16 protein-coding genes and 1 riboswitch are annotated in these 15,108 nt (G+C 63.6%); of the genes, 9 read left to right on the top strand and 7 right to left on the bottom strand.

Features of this window, described 5'->3' with window-relative positions; all coding sequences use genetic code 11:
- Window positions 1–96 precede the first annotated feature (96 nt).
- Complete coding sequence (locus KCX70_RS17195) at window positions 97–1,473, bottom strand: DUF1329 domain-containing protein (RefSeq protein WP_021205889.1); 1,377 nt, start codon at window positions 1,471–1,473, stop codon at window positions 97–99.
- 399 nt (window positions 1,474–1,872) lie between these two features.
- Between KCX70_RS17195 and KCX70_RS17190 the strand changes: the two genes are divergently transcribed.
- Window positions 1,873–2,148 (top strand): hypothetical protein, encoded by a 276-nt coding sequence (locus tag KCX70_RS17190; RefSeq protein ID WP_102853626.1) that lies wholly within the window; start codon window positions 1,873–1,875, stop codon window positions 2,146–2,148.
- 22 nt (window positions 2,149–2,170) lie between these two features.
- Here the strand turns inward: KCX70_RS17190 and KCX70_RS17185 are convergent, their stop codons facing one another.
- Window positions 2,171–3,334, bottom strand: a complete 1,164-nt coding sequence (locus KCX70_RS17185) for a 1-acyl-sn-glycerol-3-phosphate acyltransferase (protein ID WP_207765197.1) — start codon at window positions 3,332–3,334, stop codon at window positions 2,171–2,173.
- Between the two features lie 193 nt (window positions 3,335–3,527).
- On the opposite strand from KCX70_RS17185, the gene KCX70_RS17180 reads away from it, so the two are divergent.
- From KCX70_RS17180 to KCX70_RS17165, 4 genes are all read left to right on the top strand, one after another.
- Window positions 3,528–3,710 (top strand): CPXCG motif-containing cysteine-rich protein, encoded by a 183-nt coding sequence (locus tag KCX70_RS17180; protein ID WP_021205892.1) that lies wholly within the window; start codon window positions 3,528–3,530, stop codon window positions 3,708–3,710.
- Window positions 3,711–3,971, top strand: coding sequence for a DUF2007 domain-containing protein (locus KCX70_RS17175; protein ID WP_021205893.1), 261 nt, complete (start codon window positions 3,711–3,713; stop codon window positions 3,969–3,971).
- A gap of 69 nt (window positions 3,972–4,040) precedes the next feature.
- On the top strand, window positions 4,041–4,661 hold the full coding sequence (locus KCX70_RS17170; protein WP_102853624.1) for an SOS response-associated peptidase: 621 nt from the start codon (window positions 4,041–4,043) through the stop codon (window positions 4,659–4,661).
- A 97-nt stretch (window positions 4,662–4,758) separates the two neighbouring features.
- Window positions 4,759–5,568, top strand: coding sequence for a M48 family metallopeptidase (locus KCX70_RS17165; protein ID WP_212618249.1), 810 nt, complete (start codon window positions 4,759–4,761; stop codon window positions 5,566–5,568).
- Window positions 5,569–5,591: 23 nt separating this feature from the next.
- Here KCX70_RS17165 and KCX70_RS17160 read toward each other — a convergent pair whose 3' ends face one another.
- The 4 genes from KCX70_RS17160 to KCX70_RS17145 all read right to left on the bottom strand — a co-directional run bounded on the left by KCX70_RS17160 (window position 5,592) and on the right by KCX70_RS17145 (window position 8,984).
- A complete protein-coding gene (locus tag KCX70_RS17160) occupies window positions 5,592–6,035 on the bottom strand; it encodes an ester cyclase (RefSeq protein ID WP_021205895.1) in 444 nt (147 codons plus the stop codon).
- 85 nt (window positions 6,036–6,120) lie between these two features.
- On the bottom strand, window positions 6,121–6,708 hold the full coding sequence (locus tag KCX70_RS17155; protein ID WP_102853622.1) for a TMEM165/GDT1 family protein: 588 nt from the start codon (window positions 6,706–6,708) through the stop codon (window positions 6,121–6,123).
- A gap of 102 nt (window positions 6,709–6,810) precedes the next feature.
- Window positions 6,811–6,925, bottom strand: a riboswitch (yybP-ykoY riboswitch).
- Between the two features lie 47 nt (window positions 6,926–6,972).
- A complete protein-coding gene (locus KCX70_RS17150; protein WP_102853621.1) occupies window positions 6,973–7,971 on the bottom strand; it encodes a class I SAM-dependent methyltransferase in 999 nt (332 codons plus the stop codon).
- A 50-nt stretch (window positions 7,972–8,021) separates the two neighbouring features.
- Window positions 8,022–8,984 carry a 2-hydroxyacid dehydrogenase gene (locus KCX70_RS17145; RefSeq protein ID WP_212618248.1) on the bottom strand — a complete coding sequence of 321 codons (963 nt, stop codon included), beginning with the start codon at window positions 8,982–8,984 and terminating at the stop codon, window positions 8,022–8,024.
- 62 nt (window positions 8,985–9,046) lie between these two features.
- Here KCX70_RS17145 and KCX70_RS17140 point away from each other — a divergent pair, with 62 nt between their 5' ends.
- Together KCX70_RS17140 and KCX70_RS17135 are read left to right on the top strand one after the other, a co-directional pair.
- The gene (locus KCX70_RS17140; protein WP_212618247.1) at window positions 9,047–9,676 is read left to right on the top strand and encodes a LysE family translocator; all 630 of its coding nucleotides are present in this window, start codon (window positions 9,047–9,049) and stop codon (window positions 9,674–9,676) included.
- A 134-nt stretch (window positions 9,677–9,810) separates the two neighbouring features.
- Window positions 9,811–11,493, top strand: coding sequence for a fatty acid--CoA ligase (locus KCX70_RS17135; protein ID WP_212618246.1), 1,683 nt, complete (start codon window positions 9,811–9,813; stop codon window positions 11,491–11,493).
- Window positions 11,494–11,538: 45 nt separating this feature from the next.
- Here the strand turns inward: KCX70_RS17135 and KCX70_RS17130 are convergent, their stop codons facing one another.
- Entirely contained in the window at window positions 11,539–13,533 is a 1,995-nt protein-coding gene (locus KCX70_RS17130; protein ID WP_336512525.1) for a hybrid sensor histidine kinase/response regulator, read from the bottom strand.
- Between the two features lie 149 nt (window positions 13,534–13,682).
- Between KCX70_RS17130 and KCX70_RS17125 the strand changes: the two genes are divergently transcribed.
- Both KCX70_RS17125 and KCX70_RS17120 read left to right on the top strand, forming a co-directional pair.
- Window positions 13,683–14,327, top strand: coding sequence for an MBL fold metallo-hydrolase (locus tag KCX70_RS17125; RefSeq protein ID WP_212618245.1), 645 nt, complete (start codon window positions 13,683–13,685; stop codon window positions 14,325–14,327).
- A gap of 122 nt (window positions 14,328–14,449) precedes the next feature.
- Window positions 14,450–15,106 carry an OmpA family protein gene (locus KCX70_RS17120; RefSeq protein ID WP_102847541.1) on the top strand — a complete coding sequence of 219 codons (657 nt, stop codon included), beginning with the start codon at window positions 14,450–14,452 and terminating at the stop codon, window positions 15,104–15,106.
- The last annotated feature ends 2 nt before the right edge of the window (window positions 15,107–15,108 follow it).

The following is a 15,108-nucleotide window of genomic DNA, read 5'->3' as shown; positions in this document are numbered from 1 at the left end:
AAAACCCGCATCGCTGCGGGTTTTTTATTTGCCATCAGAGGCTTCGCTGCGCCGAGGGAAAAGCACGCTCCCGGCGGGCAGGGCTTGCTTCGAGGATCAACGCACGCCGGAGTTGCGTAGCGCCGCCGGGGTGTACTGATTGGAGTTGGCTTCGTAGTTGTAGACGTACGGATTCTTCTCTTCGTTCTTCATCCCCATCACCAGGTAGCGGCCGGAGACCAGGTCATACAGGGTTTCCATCGAATACAGCGGTACCTGCACGTTGAAGAAGTACTCCGAGTGCGCCTCGGCCACGCGCCACAGCGTGTTGCGACCATCGTAGTGATCGATGACCGCAGCCTGCCAGGTATCCTCGTCGATGAAGAAATGACGCTTGGCGTAGATGTGTCGTTCGCCGGTCTTGAGCGTCGCCTCGACTTCCCAAACCCGATGCAGTTCGTAGCGAGTCAGGTCCTGATTGATATGGCCGGCGCGGATGATGTCGTCATATTTCAGCTTCGGCGAATCCAGGCGATAGGCGTTGTAGGGAATGTACATTTCCTTCTTGCCCACCAGCTTCCAGTCATAGCGGTCCGGTGCGCCGTTGAACATGTCCAGGTTGTCGGAGGTGCGCAGCCCGTCGGCTGCCGTGCCCGGACCGTCGTAAGCTACCTGCGGGGCGCGGCGAACCCGACGCTGGCCGGCGTTGTAGATCCACGCCATGCGTGGCTCTTTCACCTGGTCGAGCGTCTCGTGAACCAGCAGCACGTTGCCGGCCAGGCGTGACGGCTCGGTGACCTGCTGCTTGAAGTAGAACAGCACATTGCCGTGCTTCTGCGGGTCGTAGTCACGCAGGGTGTCGGTATAGACCACCTCGTCGACGAACTTGACCAGGCTGTAGCTGCCGTTCACCTGTGGCGTGGCCTGTGCCACGACGCGACGGGCCGAGCCGCCCCGGTAGCGCGTGATGTGGTTCCAGACGACTTCCAGACCGTTCTGAGGGATCGGGAAGGCGATGGCGGTATCGAAGTTTTCCAGCCCATTGCCGCCGCCAGCCAGCTTAGTCTGGGTGGCGTTCTTCTTCGCCGCGTCGTAAATCCGCTGAGGTACCGCCGCGCTGCGGTGGGTTTCGAAGACCGGCAGACGGTAGGTATCCGGATAGCGCTTGAGCATGGCGATCTGGCCGGGGCTCAGGTTGTCCTTGTATTGCTCGAAGTTCTGCGCGGTGATGGTGAATTTCGGTTTCTCGTCCGGGAAGGGATCATTGACGAAACCGTCCTCGCTGACACCGGCAGCATCGGTTGGCAGACCGCCGGTCCAGGCTGGGATGGTGCCGGCCGCATTGCCTGCCTTCTCGGCGCCAACCGGCGTCAGGCTGTCGCCCAGCTTGGCGGCTTCCGACTCGGATACGGCTGCCATGGCTCCGTTGGCCAGCAATGCGCTTGCCAGCAAAGAGAGTGTGAGTGCCCCCGTCTTCAACGTCTTCTTGTTCATTATTCGATCCTGTTGATACTCGGTAACTGACGCCTGCTCGCAGGTGGCGGCTTCTACGAGAGCGGCAAGCGGGCCATGCAGGCCGTGACTGCCGCAGACGCAGCGATGACAAGCGCCTTTTGCTCGACTCCACGGCAGTCCCGCCTGCTGGCTCAAGCCAGGCGCACGCTCTATTTCGGATGTTCGAGACGATGAGGGTGAAGCTGCGGCGGACTATAAGTCAACAAACGAGACGGGGCCTATCTGCATAAATGGCGTAAATACCCGGCAAATTGCCATCTCTCGGTGGGTGTCCGTTTGGTCGGGAAGTGCTGAACGGGGCGTCTCGCTTCGGTAGACTCCGCAGCCACTCGCGTGGCCGTGCCAAGGCCCGGGTTTTTCTGCCTTGTGGAGGTTCGGGTGTCATTGCAGATCAACATCGCTGGGCTTGTCGGACTTGGCCCTTTACTCAATTCGATGGCGCTGCTGATCGCGCTCGGCGGCGCCTGGTTGCTGTTGGCTACCCGTTGGCGCCAGCAGCTGGCGAGTCAACTGGCGCCGGTCGATCGCCGCGAAGCGAGGTTCGGACAGGCTTACGCGATGGCGACTCAGCGCATCGATCGATGCTTCTACGGAATCGGCTTCAGCAGCCTGGCGATTGCCTGGCTGCTGTCCTCCTTTACCCAGCTGATCTGAGCCACCACGGCCGCGCTGACGCTCAGAGGCTCAAGCCAGCCTTCAGTCGGTGCTGGTTGCGCACCGGTGTGGCGTATTGCTGGATCAGGTAGGGCTGCTGCACGCTCGGGCAGGCGGCCAGGCGCTTGCCCCATTCGGCTTCGGCTCGGCCGATCTCCTCCTGGCTGAACAGCTGCGCAAGCTCGGGTACCGGCAGCGCCGGATCGCGTCCGTCCCAGATCCGATACGCCAGGTAATTGACCGGAAACAGCCGGTAGTCGCCGAGGATCTGCTGGTCGATCTCCGTGGCCAGTTGTTTGGGGTCGTCCGGAATCTCGCTGATCGGCGTGCCGAAGCTGACATGCACACGGCCTTTGTAACCGGTGATGCCCAGCGCGATGCTGGTGTCGTCCTCACCCGGTGCCTTGGTATAGGTGCCGGTCGTGGCGCGGATATAGAGCTCGCGCGCCTTGGCCTGATCGCACGGATCGTATTCGTAGCTGATCGACACCGGGGTCGGCCGCAGCGCTGCCAGTGCTTCGGCAAAAGGCTCGTCCTTGCGGCTCATGTGCAGCATTTTTAGGATCGCCGAGTCGGTGCGATCGTCGCCGTCCTTGGCGCGGCCCTCGGCCTGGGCTATCCAGATCGATTCACCGTCGTTGCGAATGGAGTGGTTGATGTAGGCGGACAGCAGCTGGTAGGCCGCCAGCTTCTCGCGTCTGCCGGTCACAGAGCGGCGCACGATGAAGCTCTTGTTCAGCCGCATCAGGTCGCTGACGAAGGGACGCTGCAGCAAGTTGTCGCCGATGGCGATGCGCGGCGTGCGCATTCTGGCCTGATACAGCGCATAGTTGACGAAAGCCGGATCCATCACGATATCGCGGTGGTTGGCCAGGAACAGATAGGCGCAACCGTGCTGCAACTTGTCCAGCCCGGAATAGGTGATGCCGTCGGTGGCGCGTTCGATGGTGCGGTCCAGGTACATCTCGATCCGCGCTTGCAGCGTGTCGACCGAGTGAATACTGGCGAACTCGCGTCGTAGACGTTGCGCTATAAGAGGTTTAAGCATCCAGCCCATCGGGCCGGCCAGTCGCGGAAAGCGAAAATGCGCCAAGATATCGAGGAATTCCCGGTCGGCGAACAGACGCGCCATGACGGCAGGGACTTCTGTGTCGGAATAGGGTCGGATGGCTTCGAATTCGTCCATCATGCTCTCTGTAAGGGAAACAACTTAATAGCCCCGCTAGGTGGGGTCGGAGATGAGGCCGTCGAGTTCGGCGCGGTCATACGCGCGAGGCTCGCCCAAGCGTCGAACGACGCCGTTCCGACGGGAAGCGTTCGCCGGAAAGTCAAAGGACTCAGATGGGCGATTATAGCGGCAAGTCACGTGGGAGACGCTGATGCTGGAATCACAGGACTATCAATGCCCCTATTGCGGCGAGGGGGTGGAGGCGATGCTCGATCTGAGTGGCGGCGATCAGCGCTACATCGAGGACTGCCCGGTCTGTTGTCGGCCGATCGTTTTCGATCTGCAAACCGACGGTGTCGACTGGCAGCTCGCCGTGCTAAGGGAGGATGAGTAGATGCAGCGCATTTACGAGCCTCGCGATCTGCTCGAGGCGGAGATGTTGCGCGGCATGCTGGCCGCTGAGGGCATCGAGGCGTACCTCACCGGACGCCATCTGATCGGTGCCGTGGGCGAATTGCCGGCTGCCGGTCTACTCGGGCTGATGGTCGCCGATGAGCAGGCCGGGCGCGCACGTGAGTTGATCGCCGAGTACAATGGCGCCGAACCTTTGCCCGGCGACGAGCCGGAAAGCTATCCGGGCGAACTCATCTGCTGATATGGGCGGATGAGCCTGCCGCTGACGTCGATGGGCGTCCCCTTCGATCCGCCGTCTACGAGTTCTGCCATGTGTGGCCGCTATGCCCTGTTTCGCTGGAGCCCGGCATTCGCCGCGTTATCCGGATTCCCCGCTGACCAGCAACCGCACTGGAGCCTGGCGCCCGGCGCCTCGGTGTTGCTGCTGCGGCAGGTCGACGACGAGCTGCAGCTCAGCAGTGTCCGTTGGGGTCTGACGCCGGCCTGGCTCACTGATTTCACCTGCACACCGGCCCAGGCGCGTGCCGAGACGCTGGCCGAACAGCCGATGTTTCGCGATGCCTTTCGCTTGCGTCGTGGCGTCCTGCCTGCCAATGGCTTCTACGAGTGGCGGGGCACCGCACGCAAGCGGCCGTACTGGATGACCGGCGCGGACTCGCTGATCTACTTCGCCGCGCTCTGGGAGGCCTATCCGGTCCAGGGACATACCTATCTCAGCGCGGCCGTCGTGACCCTGCCGGCGGCGAACCAGCGCCGCCCCTTGTTGCTCGATCAGGCGGGCATGACGGCCTGGCTCGATCCGCATACGCCTGTCGATGTGCTGCAGGCGCTGCTGACCGCACCGCAACCGGGGCTGCGTGAACGCCCCTTGGCAACCCTCGTCAACGATCCCAAGCTGGACGCGCCGGAATGCCTGACGCCGGCGAACTAGGTGATGATCGCGCGCTCGCCTGAGCGCAGGTAGCCGCCGGTTGCCCGGCGCGCGGGCTCGCTCTAGCATACGGCGCAGAATTCATGGGAGACGCGACATGTTCAAGCCGCATTCATTAGTGTTTCTGCTGACGGCCTCAGCGCTCGTCGGTTGCCAGGCGACCAACACCACCAGTGGCGGCGCAGTCGGGGTCGACCGCAAACAGTACATGTTCAGCATGCTGTCGACCGAGCAGGTCAATCAGATGTACGCCCAGTCCTACCAGCAAACGCTCAGCGAGGCGTCGAAGAAAGGTGTGCTGGAAAAGAGCAGCGCTGTGAGCAAGCGCGTCAACACCATTGCCCAGCGACTGATTGCCGAGGTGCCGGCTTTCCGTCCGGATGCGGCGCAGTGGAACTGGGAAGTCAACGTGATCGACAGCCCGGAACTGAACGCCAACTGTGGGCCGGGCGGCAAGATCATCTTCTATACGGGGCTGATCGAGAAGCTGAAGCTGTCCGATGACGAGATCGCCGCAGTCATGGGCCATGAAATCGCCCACGCGCTGCGAGAGCATGGTCGTGAGGCAATGTCCAAGGCCTACGGTGTGCAGATGGCGACGCAGATCGGTTCGGCCTTCGGCGTCGGAGACGGCAGTCTGCAGCTGGCCAACATGGGCGTCGAGTATCTGATGACGCTGCCCAACAGTCGCAACAATGAGAACGAGGCCGATCTGATCGGACTGGAGCTGGCCGCCCGCGCCGGCTACAACCCGAGCGCGGCGATCAGCCTCTGGGAGAAGATGGCTGCGGCTGGCGGTTCGGCGCCACCGGAGTTTCTCAGCACCCACCCTTCATCGAGCAGCCGTACGCAGGCATTGCAGGCCGCCATCCCGAAGGTGATGCCGCTGTATCAGCAGAACCGCTGAGGCCGAGCGCTGCTGCCGTCCGCTCAGGTCGGCGGCAGCGTGACCGGAATGGGGGTATCCATGCCCAGCTGTTTGCGGGCGCTTTCCAGATCGAACAGCGTATTGATTTCCTCGATGTCGCCGCCAGGGTTGAGCGTCCAGATCGACATCGCGGCGACCGTGAGGATCTTGCCGGTCGGGGGATGACCGAACGCCGGCTTCACCAGGGTGCCGAACAGGGTGCTCGAGGTCACCACGCGGTTGCCGTCGCTGAGGCAATCGTCCACCACCACTTCCAGGTCGGGCATCGCCTGGCGAATTTCCCGCACGATCAGGCCGAAGCCCGCACTGTTGACCGGCTGCGCGACGAATGAGCTCTTGTAACTGAAATATCGGCTCTGCAGCTGTTCGGCCAGCGCCAGTCGACCCTTGCTCCAGCTCAGGTCGATGTGCTGCCGAACCCGCCGTTTTCGTTCATCCGGTGACATGCCGCCTGCTCCCCTCGAGTGCCGCCAGAATGCGGTGGAAAGCGCACTCTAACAGCACCGGGAAAGTGGCAATTTGCGCTGTGTATCAGACTGGAAGCGTGCCGCTCAGCTGCAACGCCTGGTACACGGCATACAGGGCGAGGGCGGCGAAGCCGATCGCAGCGATCCGCCGGATCAGCGTGAGCGGCATGCGGTCGGCGGCGAAATTGCCGGCCAGCACGACCGGTACGTTGGCGATCAGCATACCCAGCGTCGTGCCGATGATGACCAGCATGAAGTCGGGGTATTGCGCCGCGAGCATGACGGTGGCGACCTGCGTCTTGTCACCCATCTCCGCGAGGAAGAAGGCGATCAGGGTCGCGACGAAGGGGCCGAAGCGGCGGCCACGCGATGCTTCGTCTTCTTCGAGCTTGTCGGGGACCAGCGTCCACAGCGCCACGGCGGCGAACGAGGCGGCCAGAATCCAGCTAAGAACGCTGGGAGAGACCAGCGACGACACCCAGTTGCCCACCGCGCCCGCAGCCGCGTGATTGGCCAGTGTGGCGACGACGATGCCCCAGATGATCGGCAACGGACGCCGATAGCGGGCCGCCAGCAGCAGGGCGAGCAGCTGAGTCTTGTCGCCGATTTCGGCAAGCGCAACGATCAGGGTGGGGATGTAGAACGATTCCAAAGGACTTCCTTGCAGGGGCGGGTCGACAGAATCACCATGACACGCACTGCCTGCCCGCCCCGGGTCAGGTGTACGTGTCATGGGTCTTGTCAAACCGAGCGCGAGCCGACGAGGCCGGTTGCGCGGGTCGCATGCACCATGGTCTGTGGACCAAGTATGTTGATGCAGGCCGGGCGAGCAGCGCGCTCGCCGGAGACTACTCCCCCAGGACGGCGGCGAGTTTGCCCAAGCGTGGCGCATTGTGCAAGCGTGGCCGGGAATCGATCAGTTGCGTTGCGCGCGGTAGATGCGAAAGCCGTCGGCGTGCACGAGCGTCTCGCAGGGCCCCAGGTGGGCCTCGATCAGCGGTGGATAGCGGAGGAAGGCGTTGGCCACCAGGCGCAGCTCGCCGCCTGGGCGCAGATGGCTGGCGGCGCGCTCGAGCAAGGTCTCGCTGGCTTCGTAGTGGGTGTGCACGCCCTGGTGAAACGGCGGATTGCTGATGATCGCGGCGCAGCCGTCGGGTGCCGCGGCGATGCCATCGCCCGCGATGACCTGTGCATCCAGACCGTTGGCCGCCAGCGTCATGCGGCTGCTTTCGACGGCGAATGCATCGACGTCCAGCAGTACCACTTCGCTATCGGGATAGCGGCGTTTCAGGGATGCGCCGATGATTCCCGCACCACAACCGAAATCCAGCAGGCGGCCGCTTGGCAACGCGTCGAGCTGTTCCAGCAGCAGGGCGGTACCGCGATCGAGGCGGCCGTGACTGAACACTCCGGGCAAGCTGACGACCCGCAATGGGCCGTCGGCCAGTTGCAATTCGAAATGCTGCGCAAGGGTTTGTAGCTCGGGGGCCGGTGGGCTGTTCGTCACCCGGACTTGCCACAGCTGGCAGTGGCGCGCGCTGTCGAGCTTGCGAGGCTCGCCAAAGCCTGCCAGCTGCCGGGCGGCGCGCTCGACCCCGGCGCGTTTTTCCCCTACCAGGTAGAGCTGGCGACCCGACAGTCTGGCGGCCAGGGCACCGAGCAGGTAATCGGTCAGCTCTCGCGACTTTGGCAGGAACAGCACAGCGGAATCGAACGGCGCCGCGGGCGGTTCGACCCCGAATGCACAGCGCCCGGCGAAGCGGCCTTGCAACGCCTGCTGCTCGCCGGCGTGCCAACTCCAGCCGCTGGCAGCGGGCAGCTGGCCGAGCAGGTCATCGGCCGGCAAGCCGGCCAGCAGCAGGTCACCGCCGAAGAGTTCGGCCTGTCGCAGCAGTACTTCGCTTCGCGGATCCATGATGCCCCCGGGACAAAAGCTGGCGAGCTTAGCAGCCGGAGGGCGATGCGTCAGCCGACCTGCCGCTTCGGCGCGCCGGCAAAGAAAGCCTCGGCGTTTTCGCGCAGCTGAACGACGATGCGCTGGCGTGCTTCACGGCTGCCCCAGGCGCTGTGTGGCGTCACGATCAGACGCGGGACGTCTGCCGCCAGCAACGGGTTGTCGTTGCTCGGCGGCTCGCTGGTGAGCACGTCGGTGGCAGCGCCGCCCAGATGGCCGCTGCGCAGCGTATCGGCCAATGCCTGCTCGTCGATCAGGCCGCCGCGGGCGGTATTGATGACGAATGCCGACGGTTTCATCATCCGCAGCTCGCGCGCGCCGATGAGGTTGCGCGTGTGCTCGGTCAGCGGGCAGTGCAGCGTCAGGGCATCGACCTGCGGGAGCAGCGCGTCGAGGTCCAGGCGATCGTCGCGAGCCGGGCGCCCCGGCAGGTTGCCGGTCAACACGCGCATACCCAGCGCCTCAGCCAGTCTTGCGACCGCGCCACCCAATTCGCCATGACCGAGCACGCCCAAGGTCTTACCAGCCAGCTCGATGATCGGAAAATCCAGCAGGCAGAACTGTCCGCTTTCCTGCCAGCGCCCGCGGGCGACGGCCCCCTGATAGTCGGGCAGACGTGTGGCGAGCGCGAGCAGCAGCATCAGCGTGTGTTGGGCGACGGTTGCGGTGCCGTAGGCCTGGCAGTTGCAGACGACGATGCCGCGCCGTTTCGCCGCCTCCAGGTCGATGTTGTTGACGCCAGTGGCGGCCACCAGGATCAGCTTCAGGTCCGGGCAGGCGGCGAACACCGCATCGCTCAAGGCGACCTTGTTGACAATGGCGATCTCGGCACCTTGCAGCCGCTCGATGATCTGAGGGACGCTGGTCTGGGCATGGCAAACCAGGTCGTCGAAGGCCGATTGCAGCGGCGTCAGGTCCAGGTCACCCTGGTCTAGCGGAAAGAGGTCGAGGAATACGGCGCGGCGGTTGCTCATGGACTTTACTCGTATGAATCGTTGGGCGGAGGTCCCGCCCCTGGAAATAACGGAGTCGGTAGATGTACTGGATGGAATTTTTTACCGTGGCGCTGGTTCACCTGCTTGCCGTGGCCAGCCCCGGACCGGATTTTGCGGTGGTCGTTCGGGAAAGCGTGGCCCGCGGTCAGCGCAGCGGCAGCTGGACGGCCATCGGTGTCGGTAGCGGCATCCTGCTCCACGTGGGTTATTCGTTGCTCGGAATCGGGCTGATCGTCTCGCAGTCGATCGTGCTGTTCAACCTGTTCAAGTGGCTGGCCGCCGGCTATCTGTTCTATCTCGGCATTCAGGCCTTGCGAGCGAAACCCGCGGCGGTCGGCGATCTGCGTCGAGCCGGGTGCGAGGACGCGCCGTCGTGGCGCCGTTCTTTCACCATGGGATTCGTCACTAATGGCCTCAATCCGAAGGCCACGCTGTTCTTTCTCTCGTTATTCACAGTCGTTATCGACCCCCATACCCCGCTCGCGGTTCAGGCCGGCTATGGGTTATATCTTGCGTTCGCCACCGGCGTCTGGTTCTGCCTGGTGGCCTGGCTGTTCAGTCGTGAGCGCGTAAGAGCGGGTTTTGCGCGCATGGGGCATTGGTTCGACCGCGTCACCGGTGCCGTACTGATTGGCCTTGGCGTCCGCCTGGCGGCAAGCGAAATCGCCTGATCGCTTGCCTGCGGTGTGGGTGAGACGCGGCAGTCCAGCGACCGAACGGGCCGGTTGTCGGGGTCATTCAGCGTCCCGTTGGCGCGGCCCTGGCACCCGGTGTGGAACTCATAACATCAATAATAGGAAGCCCTATGTTGCAGACCCGAGTGATCAAACCCGCCGCGAACGCCTACCAGTACCCGCTGTTGATCAAGAGCCTGCTGCTATCAGGTCAGCGCTACGAGCGTACCCGTGAGATCGTCTATCGCGATCAGATGCGCTTCGACTACCGTACCCTTAACCAACGCATTGCCCGGCTGGCCAATGTACTGACGGCCGCAGGCGTCAAGGCGGGCGACACGGTGGCGGTCATGGACTGGGACAGCCACCGTTATCTCGAATGCATGTTCGCGGTACCGATGATCGGGGCGGTGATTCACACCATCAACGTCAGGCTGTCGCCGGAGCAGATTCTCTACACCATGAACCATGCCGAGGATCGCTTCGTACTGGTCAACAGCGAATTTGCGGCCTTGTACCAGGGCATCGCCGGGCAGCTCACCACCGTCGAAAAGACCCTGCTGATCACCGATGCCGGCGGCGAACCAAGCGAGCTGCCCAATTGCGTCGGCGAATACGAAAGCCTGCTCGCCGCGGCCGATCCGCACTATGAGTTTCCCGACTTCGACGAAAACTCAGTGGCCACCACTTTTTACACCACGGGCACGACCGGCGACCCGAAAGGCGTGTATTTCACCCATCGGCAGTTGGTGCTGCACACCCTGGCCGGTGCAGTGACGGTCGGCTGCCGCGAAAACCCCCAGCTGATGGCGGCGGGGGACGTCTACATGCCGATCACGCCGATGTTCCACGTGCATGCCTGGGGGCTGCCCTATGTGGCGACTATGATGGGCCTCAAGCAGGTGTACCCGGGGCGCTATGACCCCGAATTGCTGATCGAGCTCTGGCGCCGGGAAAAGGTGACGTTCTCCCACTGCGTGCCGACCATTGTCCAGATGCTGCTCAATGCCAAGGCGGCGCAGGGCACGGATTTCAACGGTTGGAAAATCACCATTGGCGGCAGTGCGCTGACCCGTGGGCTCTACGAGTCGGCCCGTGCCTGCGGCATGCAACTGGTCGCCGCTTACGGCATGTCGGAAACCTGCCCGCTGATCTCCGGCGCGCATATTAACGACGAGCTGCGTCAGGCCTGCGACGACGAGCAGACCAATTACCGACTCAAGGCCGGTGTGCCGGTGGTACTGGTCGATGCGGCAATCCAGGCGCCCGATGGCAGCTTCCTCCCCGCTGATGGCGAGTCCCAGGGCGAGCTGGTGCTGCGTGCCCCCTGGCTGACTCAGGGCTACGCCGGCAACCCGGAGAAGAGCGAGGAGCTTTGGGCCGGCGGCTGGCTGCACACGGGCGATGTCGCCACGCTCGATGAGATGGGCAACATCGACATCCGTGATCGCATCAAGGACGTCATCAAGACCGGCGGCGAATGGCTTTCGTCGCTGGCCCTGGAAGGGTTGATCAGCCGCCATGAGGCGGTGCGCGATGTAGCGGTGGTGGGGGTGCCGGACGAGCGCTGGGGTGAGCGGCCGTTCGCGCTGGTGGTGCTGCGCGAAGGCACATCGCTCGATGCGGCTTCGTTGCAGCGGTTTCTCGAACCGGCTGTCGCGCAGGGGCAGATCAATAAATGGGCTATCCCGCAGCAAATCGCGGTGGTGGCGGAGATTCCCAAGACCAGCGTCGGCAAGCTGGACAAGAAGCGCATCCGGCTGGATATCGCCCGCTGGCTGGAAGAGGGCTGCGACGCCATCTCGTCGATCTAGCCCGTCGACCTGGCGGCCGGGATCAGCCGGTCGCCGTATCCTGGATCATTGCTGGTCAGGCTTGAGCATGCTGCGGACCTTGCCTTCGAGATCGTTGATGGTGAATGGCTTGGTTAGGACCTCGTAATCGTATCGCGTCGAACTGCGTTGCAGCACCGAGCCTTCGGCGTAGCCAGTGATGAACAGCACCGGCAATGACGGTCGTTTCTCGCGCGCGGCGTCGGCCAGTTGCCGCCCGTTCATACCGCCGGGAAGACCGATATCGGAAATCAGCAGATCCAGGTGCGCGTCGCTGTCGAGGATACGCATGCCGCTGGGACCTTCGGCAGCTTCCAGCGTGTTGAGCCCCATCTCCTGCAGCACCTCGGTGACCAGTGTGCGGACGTTGGGCTCGTCATCGACCACCAGAACGGTCTGCCCGTGTACCGATGCGGGCGCCTGGTCAGTGGTGATCGGAGTGTGTTGGCTGGCCGACTGGCCCTGGTGATGGGGCAGGTAGAGCCAGACGCTGGTCCCTTCGCCTACCGTACTCTCGATGCGCACGCCACCGCCAGACTGCTTGGCGAAACCATAGACCATCGACAGCCCCAGCCCTGTGCCTTCGCCGAGGGGCTTGGTGGTATAGAAGGGGTCGAACACGTAGCCAATTCGTTCGGGTGGGATGCCGACGCCGGTATCCCGGACGCCGAGCGCCACGTACTCGCCCGGCTGCAGGCCTAGTTCCTGGGCGAGAGGCTCGTTCAGCGTCACGTTCTCGCTGATCAGTGTCAGCTCCCCGCCGTCGGGCATCGCGTCGCGCGCATTGATGGTCAGGTTGAGCAATGCGTTTTCCAGCTGGTTGGTGTCGCAGAGCGTGAGCCAGAGGTCGCCGGACAGTTGCGTCGAATAGCTCACCAGAGGGCCGATGGTCCGCTGCAGCAACTCCATCATGCCCTCGATCAGCGCGTTCAGGTCGGTAGGGCTGGGGTCGAGTGTCTGGCGGCGCGAGAAGGCCAGCAGGCGATGGGTCAGCGCGGTTGCGCGGGTGGCCGATGACAGCGCGCTGCGGATGTAGCGATGCAGGTCGTCGGTACGGCCCTGGTCCAGGCGGAGCGAGAGCAGTTCCAGCGAGCCGATCACGCCGGCCAGCAGGTTGTTGAAATCGTGCGCCAGGCCGCCGGTCAGCTGACCGACCGCTTCCATCTTTTGCGACTGACGCAGCGCCGCTTCGGTCTTGGCGCGTGCGGCGACCTCCGCGTTGACCCGCTGCTCGAGGGTTTCGTTGAGGCGGTGCAGTGCCCGTTCGGTGCGCTTGTGCTGGGTGATGTCGAGGCAGGCACCCACCATGTACGCAGGCCGGCCGTGGGCGTCGGCGAAGGTCTGGCCCTTTTCGAAGAGCCAGCGCTCGTTGCCCTCCGGCAGCCTGATCCTGAACTGCATTTCAAAGTCTTCGCCGTAGCGGGCGCAGCGTTCGCATTGCTGAGCAATGGCATCCCGGTCTTCCGGATGAATCGTACCGAGCAGGTCGTCCAGCCAGCCGGAGGTGAGGCCCTCCAGGCCGACCAGGCGCTGCATGGGCAGGTCCATGTCCAGCCGGTTGTTGCGCAGGTCCCAGTAGAAGGTTCCGGTGCCGGAGGCGAGCAGCGCAGCGTTGAGCCGCTCATCGCTCTCGCGCAGGCGCAGCGCCGCCGACTCCTGGTCGAGCAGGCTTTCGGTGACGTCTTCGGCGCGGTGGATGATGTGGCTCACGCGGCCCTGGTCATCCAGTACCGGGACGTTGATCACGTCCCAGTAGCGATTCTCGTAGCCGTCGCCTTCGGCATCCGGACGCCGCAGCGGATAGCCCACGGTCTTGAGCACCTGGGGCAGCCCGGTGCGCGCCACTTCCGCCAGGGACGCGCGTAGCTGATTGACACCCGACGCGCTGGCGCCCGCCGCTTCGCCACCGCTGTAGACCTCGAACAAGGGGCGACCGATGACATCCTCACGGCGTAGCAAGGTCGCCCGCAGGCGCTCCTCGCTGGCAGCGACCATCGTGTAGTCGGCATCGTTGGCGACCACCAGGAACAATCCGGGCAGGGCATCGAAAATGCGCTGCAGCTCCGTTATGTCAATGGCTCGACTCTCCGTCCAGATGACACGTGCGCACGTGCCGTATAGGTTAGTAGTGGCTGTTTTGCCGAAAAAATTCGCTCGACCAAGGAGCCAATGTGTCAGACACCAGCCATACGCTGATCAGTGAAACCTTTCCTGTCGGTCCGCTGCAATGCAACTGCACGATCATCGGCGACTCCTTGACCGGCAGGGCCATCGTGGTGGATCCCGGCGGCGATCCGCAACGGATACTCGCGCGCATCGAAGCATTGGGATTGAAGGTCGTCAGCATCGTTCACACCCACGCGCATCTGGATCATTTTCTGGCGTCGGGGCAGATCAAGGAGCGTACCGGCGCGACCTTGCACCTGCACAAGGACGATCAATTCCTCTGGGATAGCCTGGAGCAGCAATGCGCGCTCTTCGGGGTGCCCTATATGCCCGTGCCGGCGCCCGACTTGTGGCTGGTCGATGACGAGGCGCTGGCCTGTGGGTGTGGCGTCGCGCTACACACCCCGGGGCACACGCCGGGCTCGATGAGCTTCTGGTTTCCTGAAGCGAAACTGCTGCTGGCCGGCGACACGCTGTTTCGCCGGGGCATTGGCCGTACCGATCTCTGGGGCGGCGATTATGCCACCATTGAGCGGTCGATCAGGCAGCGCCTGTATCGTCTCGACGAGGATGCGATCGTGATCACAGGCCACGGCCCGCAGACCCGTCTGGGCGACGAGATGAGGGAGAACCCCTTCGTCCGCGCCTGAGACATGCGGGTTCGTCGGCGCGTTCCGGTTCTGATGCGGGACGGATGTTAACCTAGCGCCGCATTGCAGCCTGGAACGGTATTTTTCGACAGGCTGAGGTCCCGCAGATAAAGGAAGTAACCATGAAGAAGCTGATTACGCTGACCACCATTGCCACCACCGTGGCGCTGCTCGGTGGCTGTACCAACAACCCTTACACCGGTGAGCGCGAGGCAGGCAAGGCCGGCATCTATGGCGGCATTGGCGCGGTCAGCGGGGCGGTGATCGGTGCTGCGACTTCCAGCAAGAAAGACCGTGGCAAAGGCGCGCTGATCGGCGCGGCCGTGGGCGGCGCGGCGGGTGGCGGCTATGGCTACTACGTCGATACGCAGGAAGCCAAGCTGCGTCAGACACTGCAAGGCACCGGCGTGCAGGTCCAGCGCGACGGCAATAACCTGACGCTGGTCATGCCGGGCAATATCACCTTCCCGAGCAATTCGGCGGACATATCCAGCAGCTTCTATCCGACCCTGAATTCGCTGGTTCAGGTGTTCAAGGAGTTCAACAAGAACGGCATAGACATCGTCGGTCACACCGATAGCACGGGCTCGCTGCAACTCAATCAGGATCTGTCCACTCGGCGCGCGCGTAGCGTAGCGGCCTACCTGGAAAGCAATGGTGTGGCGCCCGCGCGGATTTCCGCCTTCGGTGCAGGCCCCAGCCAGCCCATCGCCAGCAACGACACCGCCGCAGGACGGGCGCAGAACCGCCGGGTGGAAATCAACCTGCGGCCGCTGTAAGT

Origin of the sequence: Stutzerimonas stutzeri, assembly GCF_018138085.1 — a bacterium.
Lineage (GTDB): Bacteria > Pseudomonadota > Gammaproteobacteria > Pseudomonadales > Pseudomonadaceae > Stutzerimonas > Stutzerimonas stutzeri_AI.
The sequence above is the reverse complement of the archived record's forward strand: the minus strand, read 5'-3'. Positions and strand labels throughout refer to the sequence as shown.